Origin of the sequence: Paracoccus broussonetiae (assembly GCF_031854425.1) — a bacterium.
GTDB classification, from domain to species: Bacteria; Pseudomonadota; Alphaproteobacteria; order Rhodobacterales; family Rhodobacteraceae; genus Paracoccus; species Paracoccus broussonetiae.
This window is the reverse complement of the sequence record NZ_JAVRQI010000021.1, coordinates 15,089-30,596: the sequence shown is the minus strand read 5'-3', so window position 1 is coordinate 30,596 and position 15,508 is coordinate 15,089. Positions and strand designations below refer to the sequence as shown.

General features: G+C 66.5%; 12 protein-coding genes. 3 read left to right on the top strand and 9 right to left on the bottom strand.

The annotated features are described in order from the left end of the window. Complete coding sequence (locus RM190_RS21025) at nucleotides 1–1,572, bottom strand: sensor histidine kinase (RefSeq protein WP_311761443.1); 1,572 nt, start codon at nucleotides 1,570–1,572, stop codon at nucleotides 1–3. 159 nt (nucleotides 1,573–1,731) lie between these two features. Here RM190_RS21025 and RM190_RS21020 point away from each other — a divergent pair, with 159 nt between their 5' ends. After that, nucleotides 1,732–3,633 (top strand): potassium transporter Kup, encoded by a 1,902-nt coding sequence (locus tag RM190_RS21020; protein ID WP_311761442.1) that lies wholly within the window; start codon nucleotides 1,732–1,734, stop codon nucleotides 3,631–3,633. On the opposite strand, the gene RM190_RS21015 is transcribed toward RM190_RS21020, so the two are convergent. Continuing rightward, nucleotides 3,630–4,655 carry an AbrB family transcriptional regulator gene (locus tag RM190_RS21015; protein WP_311761441.1) on the bottom strand — a complete coding sequence of 342 codons (1,026 nt, stop codon included), beginning with the start codon at nucleotides 4,653–4,655 and terminating at the stop codon, nucleotides 3,630–3,632. The two genes, RM190_RS21020 and RM190_RS21015, sit on opposite strands and share 4 nt — an antisense overlap. Before the next feature lie 98 nt (nucleotides 4,656–4,753). Here RM190_RS21015 and RM190_RS21010 point away from each other — a divergent pair, with 98 nt between their 5' ends. Beyond that, nucleotides 4,754–5,413 (top strand): GntR family transcriptional regulator, encoded by a 660-nt coding sequence (locus RM190_RS21010; RefSeq protein ID WP_311761440.1) that lies wholly within the window; start codon nucleotides 4,754–4,756, stop codon nucleotides 5,411–5,413. Here RM190_RS21010 and RM190_RS21005 read toward each other — a convergent pair. From RM190_RS21005 to RM190_RS20985, 5 genes are read right to left on the bottom strand one after another with little or no spacing between them, the layout of a single operon-like run. After that, nucleotides 5,410–7,185: an acetyl/propionyl/methylcrotonyl-CoA carboxylase subunit alpha gene (locus RM190_RS21005; protein ID WP_311761439.1), complete on the bottom strand. Its 1,776-nt coding sequence runs from the start codon at nucleotides 7,183–7,185 to the stop codon at nucleotides 5,410–5,412. The two genes, RM190_RS21010 and RM190_RS21005, sit on opposite strands and share 4 nt — an antisense overlap. Then, complete coding sequence (locus RM190_RS21000) at nucleotides 7,182–8,744, bottom strand: 5-oxoprolinase subunit B/C family protein (RefSeq protein ID WP_311761438.1); 1,563 nt, start codon at nucleotides 8,742–8,744, stop codon at nucleotides 7,182–7,184. Before RM190_RS21000 ends, RM190_RS21005 begins: the two co-directional genes overlap by 4 nt. Beyond that, nucleotides 8,741–9,532, bottom strand: coding sequence for a putative hydro-lyase (locus RM190_RS20995; protein WP_311761437.1), 792 nt, complete (start codon nucleotides 9,530–9,532; stop codon nucleotides 8,741–8,743). Before RM190_RS20995 ends, RM190_RS21000 begins: the two co-directional genes overlap by 4 nt. Further along, a complete protein-coding gene (locus tag RM190_RS20990; RefSeq protein ID WP_311761436.1) occupies nucleotides 9,529–10,299 on the bottom strand; it encodes a LamB/YcsF family protein in 771 nt (256 codons plus the stop codon). Before RM190_RS20990 ends, RM190_RS20995 begins: the two co-directional genes overlap by 4 nt. A 54-nt stretch (nucleotides 10,300–10,353) precedes the next feature. Then, nucleotides 10,354–11,583 carry an NRAMP family divalent metal transporter gene (locus RM190_RS20985; RefSeq protein ID WP_311761435.1) on the bottom strand — a complete coding sequence of 410 codons (1,230 nt, stop codon included), beginning with the start codon at nucleotides 11,581–11,583 and terminating at the stop codon, nucleotides 10,354–10,356. Nucleotides 11,584–11,835: 252 nt separating this feature from the next. Here RM190_RS20985 and RM190_RS20980 point away from each other — a divergent pair, with 252 nt between their 5' ends. Beyond that, a complete protein-coding gene (locus RM190_RS20980) occupies nucleotides 11,836–12,486 on the top strand; it encodes a GntR family transcriptional regulator (protein WP_311761434.1) in 651 nt (216 codons plus the stop codon). Here the strand turns inward: RM190_RS20980 and pdxR are convergent. Together pdxR and tpa are read right to left on the bottom strand one after the other, a co-directional pair. Beyond that, nucleotides 12,483–13,961 (bottom strand): MocR-like pyridoxine biosynthesis transcription factor PdxR, encoded by a 1,479-nt coding sequence (gene pdxR, locus RM190_RS20975; protein ID WP_311761433.1) that lies wholly within the window; start codon nucleotides 13,959–13,961, stop codon nucleotides 12,483–12,485. The two genes, RM190_RS20980 and pdxR, sit on opposite strands and share 4 nt — an antisense overlap. A 22-nt stretch (nucleotides 13,962–13,983) precedes the next feature. After that, entirely contained in the window at nucleotides 13,984–15,345 is a 1,362-nt protein-coding gene (gene tpa, locus RM190_RS20970) for a hypotaurine--pyruvate aminotransferase Tpa (RefSeq protein ID WP_311761432.1), read from the bottom strand. Nucleotides 15,346–15,508 lie beyond the last annotated feature (163 nt).

Sequence of the window (15,508 nt, the reverse complement as noted above, 5' to 3'; positions counted from 1 at the left end):
TCACGACCCGCCGTCCTGCGGAACTGGCAGCCGGATGTCCAGCACCGCGCCACCCACCGGGGAATGGCTGGCCGAGATCGAGCCGCCCAGCGCCATCGCAATGCCCTTGCTGATCTGCAGGCCCAGCCCGATCAACTGCGGGCCGCGCGTCATGCTGTCCGAGGACAGCCAATCCCCGATGGGTCCGGGCAAACCGCGGCCGCGGTCCGAAATCGACAAGATGATCGAACCGCCCGGTGCGGCCCCATCCGCCTCAGCGCCGTCCGCCTCAGCGCCAACCGCCGGCGGAGGCTGCACGCGACCCGATACGCGGATGACACCCGGCGCGTATTTCACCGCGTTCTCGATCAGGTTGAAGATCGCCTGCTCCAGCAACCCGGCTTCGGCCCGGATCATCGGCAGCGCCGGGATCGCCGCCTCGATCCGAGCATTGGGCCAGGACCGTCTGGCCCGGTTCACCGCGGCCAGCGCGGCATCGCCTGCATCGACCCAGGTGGTGTGGATCTGCATCCCCGCCTGCAACCGGGTCAGTTGGAGCAGCTTTTCGACATAGCGGGCCAGACGCTCGGCCTCTTCCTCGATTGCGGCCAGCAGGTCGTCCTGCGCCTCGGGCGACAGGGTGCCACCAAGCTGGCGCAGCGTCGTGACCGAGCCAAGGATCGTCGCAAGTGGCGTGCGCAGGTCATGGGACAACGAGGCAAGCAGCGCCGAGCGCAGTTCTTCGCTGGTGGCGCGGCGGCGTTCGGCCTCGGCCTCCTGCGTCAGGGCAAGACGTTGCAACGCCTGCGCGCTTTGTCGCACGATCACGGTGATCGCCAGGTCGCGCCAGCCGTGATCCCGCCGATCCGCCGGGATGCGCCTGTGTCCAAGAACCAGACCGTCGCCGCGCCCGCCCGATCCGGCAACCGGATAGAAGGTCAGCCGCGACCCGCTCCACCCCTGGGCCGAGGCGAATTCGGGGCGACCCCGGCGATGCGCGACATCCGCGGCCTCAAGCTCGCTGGCATCGGGCAGATAGCCTTCGGGCGCGGCGGCCAGCAGACGAAGCTGGCCATCGACCGGCCCCAGCGCCAGCGCCGGCCCCTGCGCCAGATCATTCAGGTGCCTGACCGCGATCCGCGTCACCTCCGAGGCGGTGGTGGCTCCGGAGAGTTCGGACGAGACGCGGGACAAGGCCTCAAGCGCGGCGGCCCGCGCCTCGGCGGCGTCCACCTGTTCACGCAGGCGACCCGAGATCAGTCCGGTAATGGCCGCCGCAAGCAGAAAGACCGCAAGCTTGATGACATCCTGCGGCTGCGCGATGCGCAACGTCAGATGCGGCTCGACGAACATGAAGTTGAACCCGGCCAGCGCACCGAAGGCGCTGGCGATGCCGACCCAGAACCCGAAGCCCGCCGCGCAGATCAGAACAGCGGTCAAAAACAACAGGATAGCGACCGATTCCGGCAGCACGTCGCGCGCGGAACCGACGATCATTGCGACCACGATCAGGATGGCCGCAGCCGCAAAAAGCCCGCTCAGGCTGGGCGCCGTCATCCATCGGCGGTCATTCTTCAGCTGGGAAGTATCCATTTGGTTCATAATGGGATTCTGGCGGGTTGGCGCGATGCTTGTCCATTGCCTTTATGAAAAACTTACACACCCGCGTGAAATCGCGGTCGAACCTTTATGCTGCTCTGCGGCAATGTCCCGGGTCTGCGGCGAGTCGTGCCGCGACCTAGGAAGCATGAAATGACCACTCTGGATACTCACATTTCCGATGCCGAGCCGCGGCGCGCCGGGCTTTTGTCACTGTCGCTGGCGGCAATCGGGGTGGTCTATGGCGATATCGGGACCTCGCCGCTTTACGCCTTCCGCGAGGCGATGCTGGCCGCAGGCGCCAGTCATGGCGGCGTCAACCGCGAAGACGTGCTGGGCGTGCTGTCGCTGATCGTCTGGGCGCTGGTGCTGGTTGTCACGGTCAAATACGTCCTGATCCTCATGCGCGCCGACAACGAGGGCGAGGGCGGGACCCTGTCATTGCTGGCGCTGGCGCAACGCGCGATGGGGCGGCCGAACATGGCGATCCTGATCCTCGGGATGATCGGGGCCTCGCTGTTCTATGGCGACGCCGCGATTACGCCCGCGATTTCGGTCCTGTCTGCGATCGAAGGACTGAAGCTTGTCACCGACGGCGTCGATCCCTTCATCGAACCGCTGGCCATCGCCATCATCATCTGCCTGTTCCTGGTCCAGAACCGCGGCACGGACGCGGTCGCGCGCTTTTTCGGCCCGGTCACGCTGATCTGGTTCTTCGTCATGGCGGCCGGCGGCTGTCACTGGCTGGTGCAGGATACCGAGGTGCTGGCGGCCCTGAACCCGGTCCATGCCGTCCGTTTCGTCGCGACCAACGGCCAGCTTGGGCTGGTCGTTCTGGGCGCGGTCTTCCTGGCCGTGACCGGGGCCGAGGCGCTTTACGCCGATATGGGCCATTTCGGGCGCAAGCCGATCCAGATGGCGTGGCTGTTCGTGGCCTTCCCCGCCTTGCTGCTGACCTATTTCGGACAGGGCGCGCTGCTGCTGTCAAACCCCGCCGCGATCGACAACCCCTTCTTCCTGATGTTCCCGAACTGGGCTCTGCTGCCCGTCGTGCTGCTGGCGACGCTGGCCACCATCATCGCCAGCCAGGCGGTTATTACCGGGGCCTATTCGCTGACCCAGCAGGCGGTGCAATTGCGACTGCTGCCGCGCATGAAGATCCGTCACACCTCGGACGAGCACCAGGGCCAGATCTACATGCCCGGCGTCAACCAATGGCTGATGATCTCGGTGCTGGCGCTGGTGCTGATCTTTGGCTCTTCCTCCAGCCTTGCCTCGGCCTATGGGATCAGTGTCACCGGGACGATGGTCATCACCGCGACGCTGGCGATGATCGTCGCGCACAAGCACTGGAAACTGCCGCTATGGCTATCGGTCACGATCATGCTGCCCTTCCTGCTGCTCGACCTGGTGTTTCTGGGCGCGAACCTGATGAAGATCGCCGAGGGCGGCTATGTGCCGCTGGGAATCGCCGGCGTATCTCTTGTCATCATGGGCAGCTGGGTGCGTGGCACCGCTGCAGTGACCGCCAAGGACCGCGAGGCCGAGCTGCCGCTGGAAACCCTGCTGGAGCAAATCGAGAAATCCAGCTCGATCGCCACGGTGCCCGGCACGGCGGTCTTCCTGACCTCGACCCCCGACCTGACGCCCGGCGCGCTTCTGCACAGCCTGAAGCACTTCAAGTCGGTGCATGAGCAGAACGTGATCCTGACCATCGCCACCGCCGACGTGCCCCGCATCCAGCCCGATCAGCGCGTGCGGATCGAGGAGCTCAACGACCGCTTCCGCCGGATCGAGCTGCGCTATGGCTATACCGAGGATCCCGACGTGCCGCAGGCGCTGCTGCAATGCCGCCGGCAGGGGTGGAAATTCGACATCATGGCGACCTCCTTCATCCTGTCCCGGCGCCGGATCCGCATCTCGACCCGCAGCCGCATCCCGCGCTGGCAGGCGAACCTCTTCATCACGCTGTCGCGCAATGCCGCCGCCGCCTCGGACTATTTCCGCATCCCGGCCGGGCGCGTGGTCGAGATCGGCAGCCAGATGAACATCTAGCGGCGAAAGACCCGTGCCACGACCGGCGCCAGCAAGATCACCAGCACGATCCTGAGCAGGTGGTGGCTGACGACATAGGCCAGGTCGGCGCCTGCGATGATCGCGATCACGATCATCTCGGCCTGCCCGCCCGGCAGGAACGCCAGGAAGGCGTCCAGCCCCGGCGCCAGTCGAAGCTGCACGATGATCTCGATGAAGGCCAGGCTGATCGCCGCCAGCGCCAGCGAATAGACCAGCCCTGCCGTGACATGCAGCCGCAATTCGCGCGGCGTGATGCCGACATATTTCGACCCGACGGCGATGCCGATGAAATATTGCGCGACCTGGATCATCTCGGCCGGGGGGCGGTGCTGGATGAACCCCGAAAGCGACAGGGCGGCAGTCAGGATCATCGGCCCCAGGATCGAGGCCCCGAACAATTTGGCCCGCTCGGCCAGCTTCCAGCCCAGCACGCCGCAGGCCGCCATCAGCGCAAGCTCGTGCGGGGCGACCGAGCTTAGCGGTTGGCCCGGGGGCTGCGACAGGTCGACCGACCAGTAACTCGTCATGATCAGCGGCGCGACGGTGACGATCACCAGCACCCGCGTCGCGTGGATCAGCGACAGGGCGCGGATGTCGCCGCCCGCCTCCTCGCCAAATACCAGCATGTCCTGCAACCCACCCGGCATCGCGCCATACCATGCCGTCGCGTGGTCGAACCCGAAGGCCCGGCGCAGAAGCGGATAGCCGATCAGCGCGATGACACCGATGAACACCGGCACGAAGGCCAGCGAGGCAGCAATGTCCGGCAGGCCAGCCAGCACCCCCGGCGTGATCGACGCCCCGACCGCGACCCCCAGGATCGTGCGCATCAATGTGCCCAGCCACCCCGTATCGGCAAGGGGCGCGCCCGACAGTGCGGCCAACAGGCAGGCCAGCATCGGACCCAGCAGCAGGGGCAGCGGCAATCCCGCCACAAGGAACAGCGCGCCACCGGCCGCTGCGAGCGCGCAGGTCAGGATTCGTCGTCCGGTCAGGGTCATCGTGCATTCCGAAACAAGGCGTTGCCTTGTCCCGCGCAGATGCCGGGATGTCAAATCGACCCCTCGACGCCGCCGATGATCGAAATTATCTATGATCCATGGCTGACGAAACCCTGACCTCCCGCATCGCCCGCGTCCTCGCCGACCGGATCATCCAGGGCCAGCTTTCCCCCGGAGAGAAGCTGCGCCAGGATCATATTGCCGCAGAATTCGGCGCAAGCCATGTCCCGGTGCGCGAAGCCCTGCTGCGGCTTGAGGCGCAGGGGCTGGCGATCAGCGAACCACGGCGCGGAATGCGCGTCACCACCTTTTCCATCGACGAGCTGCGCGAAGTCGCCGAGATGCGATCCGCGCTTGAGGCGCTTGCCCTGCGCCACGCCGCCCCGCGCCTGACGCCCACGCTGCTTGACCGCGCCACGGATGCCGCCGTCAGGGTCGACAATGCGGCCAGCGTCCGCGAATGGGAGGCAGCGAACCGCGGCTTTCACCGGATGCTGCTGGCCCCGTCCGAGATGCCGCGGCTGCTGTCCTCGATTGACGACCTGCACACGGCCTCGGCCCGCTTCCTGTTCGCCGCCTGGCGCTCGGACTGGGAGGCAAAGACGGACCACGATCACCGGACCATCCTTGCCGCCCTGCGCCGGGGCAACGTGACGCAGGCCTGCGCCACGCTGGCGCGCCATGTCGGCTGGATCGGCAAGCGCCAGATCCCGTCGACGAATGGCGCCATGCGCGAGGCCTATGCGATCTCGGGCTAGGCGATCCGGGCGACGGCCGCGCCAAAGCCCAGCGTCGCACCCGCCTCGACCAGCCGCGACAGCTTGCCAGCGCGATGCGCTTCGATCCGGGTCTCCATCTTCATCGCCTCGATGACCGCGATGACCTGACCGGCCTCGACCTCGGCCCCGTCCTCGGCCTGCCACAGGGTCAGCGTCCCGGCCACGGGCGCGGTGACGGTGGCGTCGTCGGCCTCGGGCGTGCTGTCATCGACCAGGGATCCGCCGCCCGTGGGCAGTGCGGCAAGCAGGTTCGCGGGCAGGCCCAGTTCATGCCGCTTGCCGTCGATCTCGACCGCAAGGCGCAGCATTTTCGCGGGCGCGGCCGGTGTCACCCGGGCATGAGGTTCCATCGCGGCCGCCAGCGTCTCGGCGAAGTCGGTCTCGATCCAGCGGGTATGGACGCGGAATTCGCCATCCTCGGCCCGGAAATCGGGCTGCTCCAGCACCAGCGCGTCGAATGGCAGGACCGAGGCCACGCCTTCGATACGGAACTCGCGCAGCGCGCGGGCCGCGCGGGCCAGCGCCTCGGCACGGGTCGCACCGGTCACGATCAGCTTGGCCATCATGGAATCGAAGCTGCCCGGCACGACCGAGCCGCTGGCAACACCGCTGTCGACCCGGACACCCGGCCCCGAGGGCGCATCGAAGACCTCAATCGGCCCCGGCGTGGGCAGGAACCCGCGGGCCGGATCTTCCGCATTGATGCGGAACTCGATCGAATGGCCGCGCGGTTCGGGAACGGTTTCATCCGCCAGACGCGCGCCCTGCGCGACCCGGATCATGCCGCGCACAAGATCGATGCCGGTGGTTTCCTCGGTCACGGGATGCTCGACCTGCAGGCGCGTATTGACCTCAAGGAAGGAAATCGTGCCGTTCGCCGACAACAGGAACTCGACCGTGCCCGCGCCGGAATAGCCGGCATGGGCGCAGATCGCGCGCGCCGCGTCATGGATGCGGGTGCGCTGTTCGTCGGACAGGAAGGGAGCCGGGGCTTCCTCGACCAACTTCTGGTTGCGGCGCTGAAGCGAGCAGTCCCGAGTGCCGATGACCTTGACGGTGCCATGCTTGTCGGCCAGCACCTGCGCCTCGATATGGCGGGGGCGATCCAGGAATTGCTCGACATAGCATTCGCCGCGGCCAAAGGCGGTCAGCGCTTCGCGCGTGGCGCTGTCGAAAAGTTCTTCGACCTCTTCCAGCCGCCATGCGACTTTCAGGCCGCGCCCGCCGCCGCCGAAAGCGGCCTTGATCGCGATGGGCAGGCCATGCACCTTGGCAAAGGCCAACGCATCGGCCGGGGTCTCGACGGGTCCGGGCGTTCCCGCCACAAGGGGCGCACCCACGGCCTCGGCGATGCGCCGCGCCTCGATCTTGTCGCCAAGCGCCTCGATCACACGAGGATCGGGGCCAACCCAGATCAACCCGGCATCCTGAACAGCTTGCGCGAAATCCGCGCGCTCGGACAGGAAGCCGTAGCCCGGATGGACCGCGTCCGCCCCAGCCTCGCGGGCAATGGCAATGATCTTGTCAGCGTTCAGATAGCTGTCGGCGGGCCGGTCGCCCCCCAGCGCATGGGCCTGATCGGCCATGCGGACAAAAAGCGCGTCGCGGTCGCTGTCGGCGAAGACGGCGATGGACTCGATCCCTTCGTCACGGCAGGCGCGGATGATGCGGACGGAGATTTCGCCGCGATTGGCGATCAGCAGGCGGCGGATCGGCTTTTCGGCGGCATCGGCGGGGGCGAAAAGGGTCATGCGGACCTCGCAGGAGTAATCAGGGCAAAATCTTGGGCGGCGGTAAAGCGGATGCGCGCGCCGGGCGGTATCTGGCCGGCAAGGTCCAGCGCCTGCGGCAGCAACGTCGCGATCACCGGATAGCCGCCGGTCAGCGGGTGGTCGGCAAGGAACAGGACCGGTTGACCGGAATGGGGTATCTGGATCGCGCCGGTTTCGGTCCCCTCCGAGGGTAGCTCCAACGCGTCCTCGCGCGTCATCGGCTGTGCGCCCTCAAGCCGGATACCAACGCGCGAGCTTTGCGGCGTGACCATCCATTCCTGCGTCAGGAAATGGGCGATCATCGCGGGCGTGAACCAATCCGCGCGGGGGCCCAGCGTCACCGGCAATTCGACCAGATCGCCCGCCTTGGGCAGCGAAGGCTGGTCCTGCGGCACGGCCACCGCGGTGGCCGGACTTTGCGCGCAGGCCAGTGCTGTGCCCGGTTTCAACGGATCGGGACCGACAAAGGCCAGCGTATCGGTCGCGGCCGAACCCAGCACCGGGGCGACATCGAAACCGCCGCGCAGTGCCAGATAGCTGCGCATCCCGGCTTCGGGCGGCAGGATGGTAACCTCGTCCCCGGAATCCAGGGCAAAGGCCACGCCTGCGGGTTGCGCAAGCCCGGCGACGCTGGCCGTGGCCGCGCCGGTCAGCGCCAGCGTCACCGGCTGGTCGGCGCGCAGGCGAACGGGGCCAAGCGTGATCTCAAGAGCGGGTGTTCCCGAGGGGTTGCCGACAGCACGGTTCGCCCGCCGCAGCGCGCCCATGTCCAGCGCGCCCGAGGCCGAGACGCCCTGCCCGCCCTGCCCGGGCCGTCCCTCGTCCTGAAAGACGATCGGAAAGGCCGAGGACAGGATCGTCAGGGCGGGTTCGGTGACTGGTGCAGGAATCGCGGCCGAAGGGTGGAAATCAGCCGCACCCTCGACAAAGCGGGCGCGCACGCCCGGACGCAGCAGCGCGGGCGGGTCGCGGGACAGATCCCACATCGGCACCTTGGTCGTGCCGATCAGCTGCCAGCCACCGGGGGTTTCCTGCGGATAGATGCCGCAGAACCGCCCCGCCAGTGCCACAGAACCCGCCGGAATCCGTGTGCGCGGCGCGGGTCGGCGCGGCAGGTCGAAACGCGGATCGTCGCAGGTCATATAGGCGAAGCCGGGCGCAAAGCCGCAGAAAGCCACTTGCCACGTGGTCGCCTGATGGGCGGCGATGACCTCGGGGACGGTCAGGCCCATATGGCGGGCAACATCGTCCAGGTCCTCGCCCGAATAGGTCACGGGAATCTCGACCGTTTCGACCGGGCCTTCCTCGCGCCTTGTGCCGGGCGCGGGCTGACGCGCCAGAACCTGCGCGGCAAGCTTAGCATCGGCGACAAAGCCCGGCGCGGTGCGGATCATCAGGGTGCGGGCCGCAGGCACAATCTCGGCCACGCCGTCGATGGGATCGGCCAGCAGCGCGTCGAACAGGGCCAGCGTCTGGTCCAGATCGGCCAGCTCGACCAGGAAGGTGCGCGGTCCAACGGGCAGGAATTTCATGCTCATATCTGCCACTGCGTATCCGGCACGTCGGTGATGAACATGTGACCCGGCGCATGGGTGATGGCGAAGGGCGGTTTCGAGGCCATGACGGCGGCCTGAGGGGTCACGCCGCAGGCCCAGAAGACCGGCACCTCGCCGTCTCGGATCTGGACGGGATCGCCGAAATCGGGGCGCGCAAGATCGGCAATCCCCAGCGTTTCCGGCGAGCCGATATGGACGGGCGCGCCATGGACGGCGGGGAAGCGACCGGTGATCGTCGCGGCCTCGGCCACGCGGTCGGCCGGCACCGGACGCATCGAAACGACCATCTTGCCATGCAGACGTCCCGCCGGACGGCAGTCGCGATTGGTCAGGTACATCGGCACGTTGCAGCCCTGAGCGACGTGACGCACCTCGATCCCGGCCTGCATCAGCGGAGTCTCGAAGGTGAAGGAACAGCCGATCAGGAAGGTCACCAGATCGGAATGCTCGGCCCAGACCTCGGTCGCGTCGGCCAGTTCCTCGGCCAGGACGCCGTCCCGCCAGACCCGGTAAAGCGGCAGATCGGTGCGCAGGTCCGCATTTGGGGCCAGCGCAGTGCGATGGCTGCCGGGATCGGTCACGTCAAGGACGGGACAGGGTTTGGGGTTCCGCTGCCCGTAAAGCAGGAAATCCCAGGCCCAGTCGCGCGGCAGCGAGATCATGTTGCATTGGGTAAAGCCGGGCGCCATGCCAGCAGTCGGGGCGACCAGCCCCTTGCGGCACCCAAGACGCGCAGCGGCGGCAGCGGCAAGATCGGGACGCAGCATCACAGACCCTCCGTGAAGGACGCGATCGCGACACCGGCCCGGACCAGCTCCTCGCGGATGCGGCGGGCCATGTCGACGGCGCCGGCGCTGTCGCCGTGGACGCAGATGCTGTCGGCGTGAAGCGTCAGGGTCGAGCCATCGATGGCCTCGATCACGCCCTCACGCGCAAGACGGACCATGCGCGCGGCCACCAGTTCCGGGTCATGCAGCACCGCACCCGCTTCGCGGCGCGAGACGAGTTGCCCCTGCGGGGTATAGGCGCGATCGCCGAATGCCTCGGCCACGGTGGTCAGTCCCGCGGCGCGGGCGCGTTCCAGGATCGGGGCACCCGCCAGCCCCATCAGCACCAGCGCCGGATCGATCGCCTTGATCCCGGCGATCACCGCGTCAGCCTGGCGGGCATCGTTCGCGATGGTGTTGTAAAGCGCGCCATGCGGTTTGACATAGCTGACCCGTGTCCCGACCGAGGCCGCCAGCCCCTGAAGTGCACCGATCTGATAGATCACGTCCGCGGTCAGTTCAGCCGAGGTCACATCCATCGGGCGACGGCCAAAGCCCACGCGGTCGGGATAGGATACATGCGCCCCCACGGCGACCCCCTTGGCGGCGGCATCGCGCAGCGTGGCCAGGATCGTCAGCGGATCGCCCGCGTGAAAGCCGCAGGCCACATTGGCCGAACTGACGATGCCCAGCATCGCCGCATCGTCGCCCATGCTCCAGGCGCCATAGCCTTCGCCGAGGTCGCTGTTCAGGTCGATCTTGTGGGTCATGTTATCCTCCGAAATTCCAAGGGGCGGCGACCGCAGGGCCGCCGCCGCAATTCGTCATGCGCCCAGGAAGGCGAAGATCGGGCCGATCGACTTGAAACCCATATACCAGGTCAGGGCACAGACGATCGCCGAAAGCGTCAGCAGCGCCCGGTTATAGACATGTCCGCCCATCAGGTCGGGCCGGGCGAAGCCGACATAGGTAAAGATCGACAGGCCGATGGGCAGGATCAGCCCGTTGAAGCCGCCGACAAAAACCAGGATCGCCGCGGGCGCGGTGCCGATCGCCATATAGACCGCCAGCGAGATCGCGATGAAGATCACCGTCGCGATGTTGCGGCTACGCTCGGTCAGGGTCGAGAACACGTTCAGGAAGCTGACCGAGGTATAGGCCGCCCCGATGACCGAGGTGATGGCCGCGGCCCACAGGACCACGCCGAAAATCCGCATCCCCATGTCGCCAAGCGCGGCGGCAAAGGCCTGCGCGGCCGGGTTCGCGGCCTGGCTGGACAGATCCAGCGTCACGCCCGACGCGACAACGCCCAGGATCGCCAGGAACAGGACGAAGCGCATCACCCCGGTGACGAAGATCCCGGTCAGCGAAGCACGGGTGACGGCGGCAAGGTTCTCCTCGCCCACAAGGCCCTTGTCCAGCAACCGATGCGCGCCGGAATAGGTGATGTAGCCGCCCACGGTGCCGCCGACGATGGTGGTGATGGTCGGGAAGTCGATCACGTCGGGCAGGATCGTCTGGCGCAACGCATCGCCCACCGGCGGGTTCGAGGTGATGGCGACAACAAGCGTCATCACGATCATCAGGATGCCCAGCCCGATCAGCGACCGGTCCAGCAGAAGCCCTGCGCGTTTCGACAGGAAGACCCCGATGGCCAGCAGCGCCGAGATCGCGCCGCCGATCTTGGGATCAAGGCCGAACATCGCGTTCATGCCCAGACCCGCCCCGGCGATGTTGCCGATATTGAAGGCGAGGCCGCCGATCAGGATCAGGATGGCCAGCAGATAGCCCGCGCCGGGGATCGCGGCGTTGGCCGTCTCGGACGCATTGCGACGGGTCAGCGCGGTGATGCGCCAGATGTTCAACTGCACCACGAAGTCGATGACGATCGAAGCGAGGATGGCAAAGGCAAAGGCCGCGCCCAGTTTCTGGGTAAAGGTCGCGGTCTGGGTGATAAAGCCGGGGCCGATGGCCGAAGTGGCCATCAGGAAGATCGCCGCCAGAAACCCGCCGCGAAGGCTGGCATTGGCGGCGGTGGGAGCGGATGCGCTCATCTAAATGCTCCTGGTGGAGGGATTCTGATTTTTGGATGACGGGACTGTGAATTTGACAGGCGGTTTCGTCAATAATTATCTGACATCATCGTATAGATTGTTGAACAGTTATTACCGATACGCCGGGCAATATGCGCAATTTGTAGGCATGAATCGCACAGACTGCCCCTAAGGCGGCAGGGGCCGGCCCGCTTCCGCTTGTCTGCGCCCCGCCCCTCGGACATGATGCACGGCACTCTGGACGGATCATCAATGTCATCAGCACCCAGTCCCAGCCTGACCGAAGAAATCGCGACGCGGATCCGCGATCATGTCACCGGAGGCGTGCTGATCCCCGGCCAGCGCCTGTCCGAGGCCCGGCTTGCCGGCGATCTCGACATTTCACGCAATACCCTGCGCGAGGTGTTCCGGCTGCTCACGCGCGAGGGGCTTTTGCGCCATGAACCCAATCGCGGCGTCTTTGTGGCAGAACCGTCGATGGCCTCGATTCTGGACATCTATCGTGTCCGCCGCCTGATCGAGGTTCCGGCGCTGGCCCAGGCCTGGCACCGCCACGCGGCAGTGGCGCGGATGCGGGCGGCGGTCGAACGCGCGCAGAACTTGCGCGAACTGGGCGACTGGCGCGGCATCGGCAGCGCGAACATGGAATTTCACGCCGCCATCGTCGCGCTGACCGACAGCCCGCGGCTGATGGGCTTTTTCGCGCAGGTCAGCGCCGAGCTGCGCCTTGCGTTTGGACTGCTCGACAGTCCCGAACTGCTGCATGAACCCTATATCGACCGAAACGCCGATATTCTTGTCCGGCTTGAAGGCGGAGATCCCGCAGGCGCCGCGGCGATGCTGGACGACTATCTCGGGCAGTCCGAACGGGTCGTGCTGCAGGCTTTCGCGCGGCTGGCCTAGTCCGCGGCAAGCGTACGGCAGGTGCGGGCGATGCGGGCGATGCCTTCGTCGATCTCTTGCGCCGCGATCGAGGAATAGGCCAGACGATAGAACGCGGCCCCCGCTTCGCCCCCGCGAAAAAAAGGCCGCCCCGGCTCGATCAGCACACCCTGCGGCTTCAGCGTGCGTGCCAGCACGTCGCTGTCCAGCCCCGTCGGCACCCGCAGCCAGAAACTGGATCCACCGCGCCCAACCGGCGTCCCCTTGTCCAGACCGTGCCGGTCAAGCGCGGCCGCCGTGACCTGCCGGCGTTCGGCATAGGCTTCGCGCATCCGCTTCAACTGCCGGTCGTAATGGCCCAGCGACAGGAAATAGGCCATGGTCCGCTGCACATGGCCGGGCGGATGGCGCAGCATCATGCCCCGCAGCGCCCGCGCTTCGGCGACAAAGGCCGGATCGGCGACGATGTAGCCCAGCCGCAGCCCCGGAAAGACCGATTTCGAGAAAGAGCCGATATAGATGACCGCGCCGCTGCGATCCATCGCCTTCAGCGCGGGTGAGGTCGCCCCGGAAAACGAGATCTCGAACTCGTAGTCGTCCTCGATCACCACGAAGCCGCGCGCGGCCGCCATCCCCAGCAGCGCCTCGCGCCGGGCGCGGGGCATGGTGCGGTTGGTCGGGCACTGGTGGCTGGGCGAGGTAAAGACGACCGAGACACCCTCGGGCACGGCCTCGGGTGGCAGGCCGTCCTGATCGATCGGCACCGGCACAAGATTTGCGCGCAGCGTGGCAAGGATCTCGTGCAGGCCGGGATAGCCCGGTTCCTCCATCGCCAGCGTCTCGCCGCGACCAAGCAGGATCGCGCAGATCAGCCACAGCGCATTCTGCGCCCCCATGGTCAGCAGCACTTCCTCGGGCCGGGCCTTGATGCCACGCCGGGGCAGAAGGTGGCGGATGATAAAATCGACCAGTTCCGGGTCGTCGCCGTCATACTGGTCATGGGACAGCGCGCCGAAATCGCGACGGCCCAGCGCGCGCACCGCGCATTCACGCCAGGCGGCAAGATCGATCAGCCGGTCGTCCGTCTGCCCGTAAAGAAAGGGAAAGGGATAGCTGCGCCAGTCGGTCGGGCGGTCTTTTCGCCGCGCGGCAAGGTTGCGGCCATCCAGCCGGGCGGCCCAGTCGAAACGCGCAAGAGGCGGCGCGGGGGCCGGGTCGTCGGCCAGATCCTCGACCCGGTCCGAGACGAAATAGCCCGACCTGCCCCGCGCGCTCAGGTAATCGGTCGCAACCAGATCACCATAGGCCTGCGTGACGGTGATCCGCCCGACCCCCAGATGGGTCGCAAGCGCGCGGCTTGACGGCATCCGCTCGCCGGGTTGAAGGCGGCGCTCATGGACGGCCAGAACGATCTGCCGCCGCAATTGAACTTGCAGCGGCAGGACCGACTTGCGGTCGATCAGGAATGTCTCGGGCGGGATCTGCATGGCGGCCATGGCTGTCGGCCGCCATCCTGCCTTAACCAAAGACCCGGGTCAGCGCCCCGTCGATCGCATCCGTCAGCGCATCGATGTCGCTTTCGGTCGAGATCAGCGCGGGCGACAGGCACAGCGTGTTGTTGAAGCCCGGAACCGAGCGGTTGGTCGCCCCGATGATGACGCCTTGCGCCATGCAATCTGCCACGACAGCCTGGACCTTCTTTTCGTCCGCGGGTTCCTTGGTCGCGCGGTCGGCGACCAGTTCCGCGCCGCAGAACAACCCCTTGCCGCGCACGTCGCCGATGATCCGGTGCCGCTCCATCAGCGCGTTCAGGTTGCCCACCAGCCGCGCGCCCATGCGAGTGCAATTGTCGAGAAGGCCCTCTTCCTCGATGATGCGCATGTTCTCGATCGCGGCCGCCGGACCCGAGGTGCAGCCGCCGAAGGTCGAGATGTCACGGAAATAGCCCATCGGATCGCTGGCATCGTCCTTGAACATGTCGAAGACCCGCTCGGTCGTGACCGTGCAGGAAATCGCCGCATAGCCCGAGGCGACGCCCTTGGCCATGGTCACGAAATCCGGCTCGATCCCGTATTGCTGATAGCCGAACCACATGCCGGTGCGGCCGACGCCGCAGACGACCTCGTCGATATGCAGCAGGATGTCATATTTGCGGCAGATTTCCTGCACGCGCTGCCAATACCCCTCGGGCGGGGTGATGACGCCGCCGCCCGCCGTCACGGGTTCCAGCACCAGCGCACCGATGGTGTCGGGATCTTCGCGCAGGATCACCTCTTCGATGGCATCCGCTGCACGCTCGCCGTAATTCTCGACATCCCATTGCTTGCGGTATTCAAGGCAATGCGGGACGCGCACGAACCCATCGGGATAGGGACCGTATTGCATCGCCCGCTGGTCCTGCCCCGAGGTCGCAAGCGTGCCGATGGTCGTGCCGTGATAGTCGCGGTCGCGATACAGGATCTTCCATTTCTTCCCGCCGTAATGGCGCGCCGCGATCTGGCGCACCATCTTGTAGACCTTCTCGTTCGCCTCCGAGCCGGAGTTCGAATAATAGACGCGGCTCATGCCCGGCATCTTCTCGATCAGCTGCTGGGCAAAGATCGCGCCCGGGACGGTCCCGGCGGCTCCCGCGTAATAGTTCAGCTTCAGCAGCTGGTCGCGCACGGCATTTGCGATGCTTTCGCGGCCATAGCCCACGTTCACGGTCCAGACCCCGCCCGAGACCCCGTCCAGGAACTCGCGCCCGGTGGCGTCCCAAAGCCGCATCCCCTTGCCTTCGACAAAGACGCGCGGGTCGATGGTTTCGTATTGCTTGTGCTGGCTCAGGTGGTGCCAGACATGGGCCTTGTCGGCGGCGATGACCGGGCTGAGGTCGTTCATTTTGGGCCTCTGACGATAGGAGGGGGGCTTCATTGACGGGCCGAGACTACGCTTGGCGGCGGGGACGCAATAGATCCAAAATCAGGTCATCTATAGGTCCAGATCGGCGCTGCTGGACAGGGTGGGCCGGGCCGGACTAGACCGGATCCAGATGAACGCATTG

Excerpts from the sequence above, each read along its gene's own strand:
- RM190_RS21025 (WP_311761443.1), bottom strand. The coding sequence starts at position 1,572 with ATGGATACTTCCCAGCTGAAGAATGACCGCCGATGGATGACGGCGCCC.
- RM190_RS21020 (WP_311761442.1), top strand. The coding sequence starts at position 1,732 with ATGACCACTCTGGATACTCACATTTCCGATGCCGAGCCGCGGCGCGCC.
- RM190_RS21015 (WP_311761441.1), bottom strand. The coding sequence starts at position 4,655 with ATGACCCTGACCGGACGACGAATCCTGACCTGCGCGCTCGCAGCGGCC.
- RM190_RS21010 (WP_311761440.1), top strand. The coding sequence starts at position 4,754 with ATGGCTGACGAAACCCTGACCTCCCGCATCGCCCGCGTCCTCGCCGAC.
- RM190_RS21005 (WP_311761439.1), bottom strand. The coding sequence starts at position 7,185 with ATGACCCTTTTCGCCCCCGCCGATGCCGCCGAAAAGCCGATCCGCCGC.
- RM190_RS21000 (WP_311761438.1), bottom strand. The coding sequence starts at position 8,744 with ATGAGCATGAAATTCCTGCCCGTTGGACCGCGCACCTTCCTGGTCGAG.
- RM190_RS20990 (WP_311761436.1), bottom strand. The coding sequence starts at position 10,299 with ATGACCCACAAGATCGACCTGAACAGCGACCTCGGCGAAGGCTATGGC.
- RM190_RS20985 (WP_311761435.1), bottom strand. The coding sequence starts at position 11,583 with ATGAGCGCATCCGCTCCCACCGCCGCCAATGCCAGCCTTCGCGGCGGG.
- RM190_RS20980 (WP_311761434.1), top strand. The coding sequence starts at position 11,836 with ATGTCATCAGCACCCAGTCCCAGCCTGACCGAAGAAATCGCGACGCGG.
- pdxR (WP_311761433.1), bottom strand. The coding sequence starts at position 13,961 with ATGGCCGCCATGCAGATCCCGCCCGAGACATTCCTGATCGACCGCAAG.
- tpa (WP_311761432.1), bottom strand. The coding sequence starts at position 15,345 with ATGAACGACCTCAGCCCGGTCATCGCCGCCGACAAGGCCCATGTCTGG.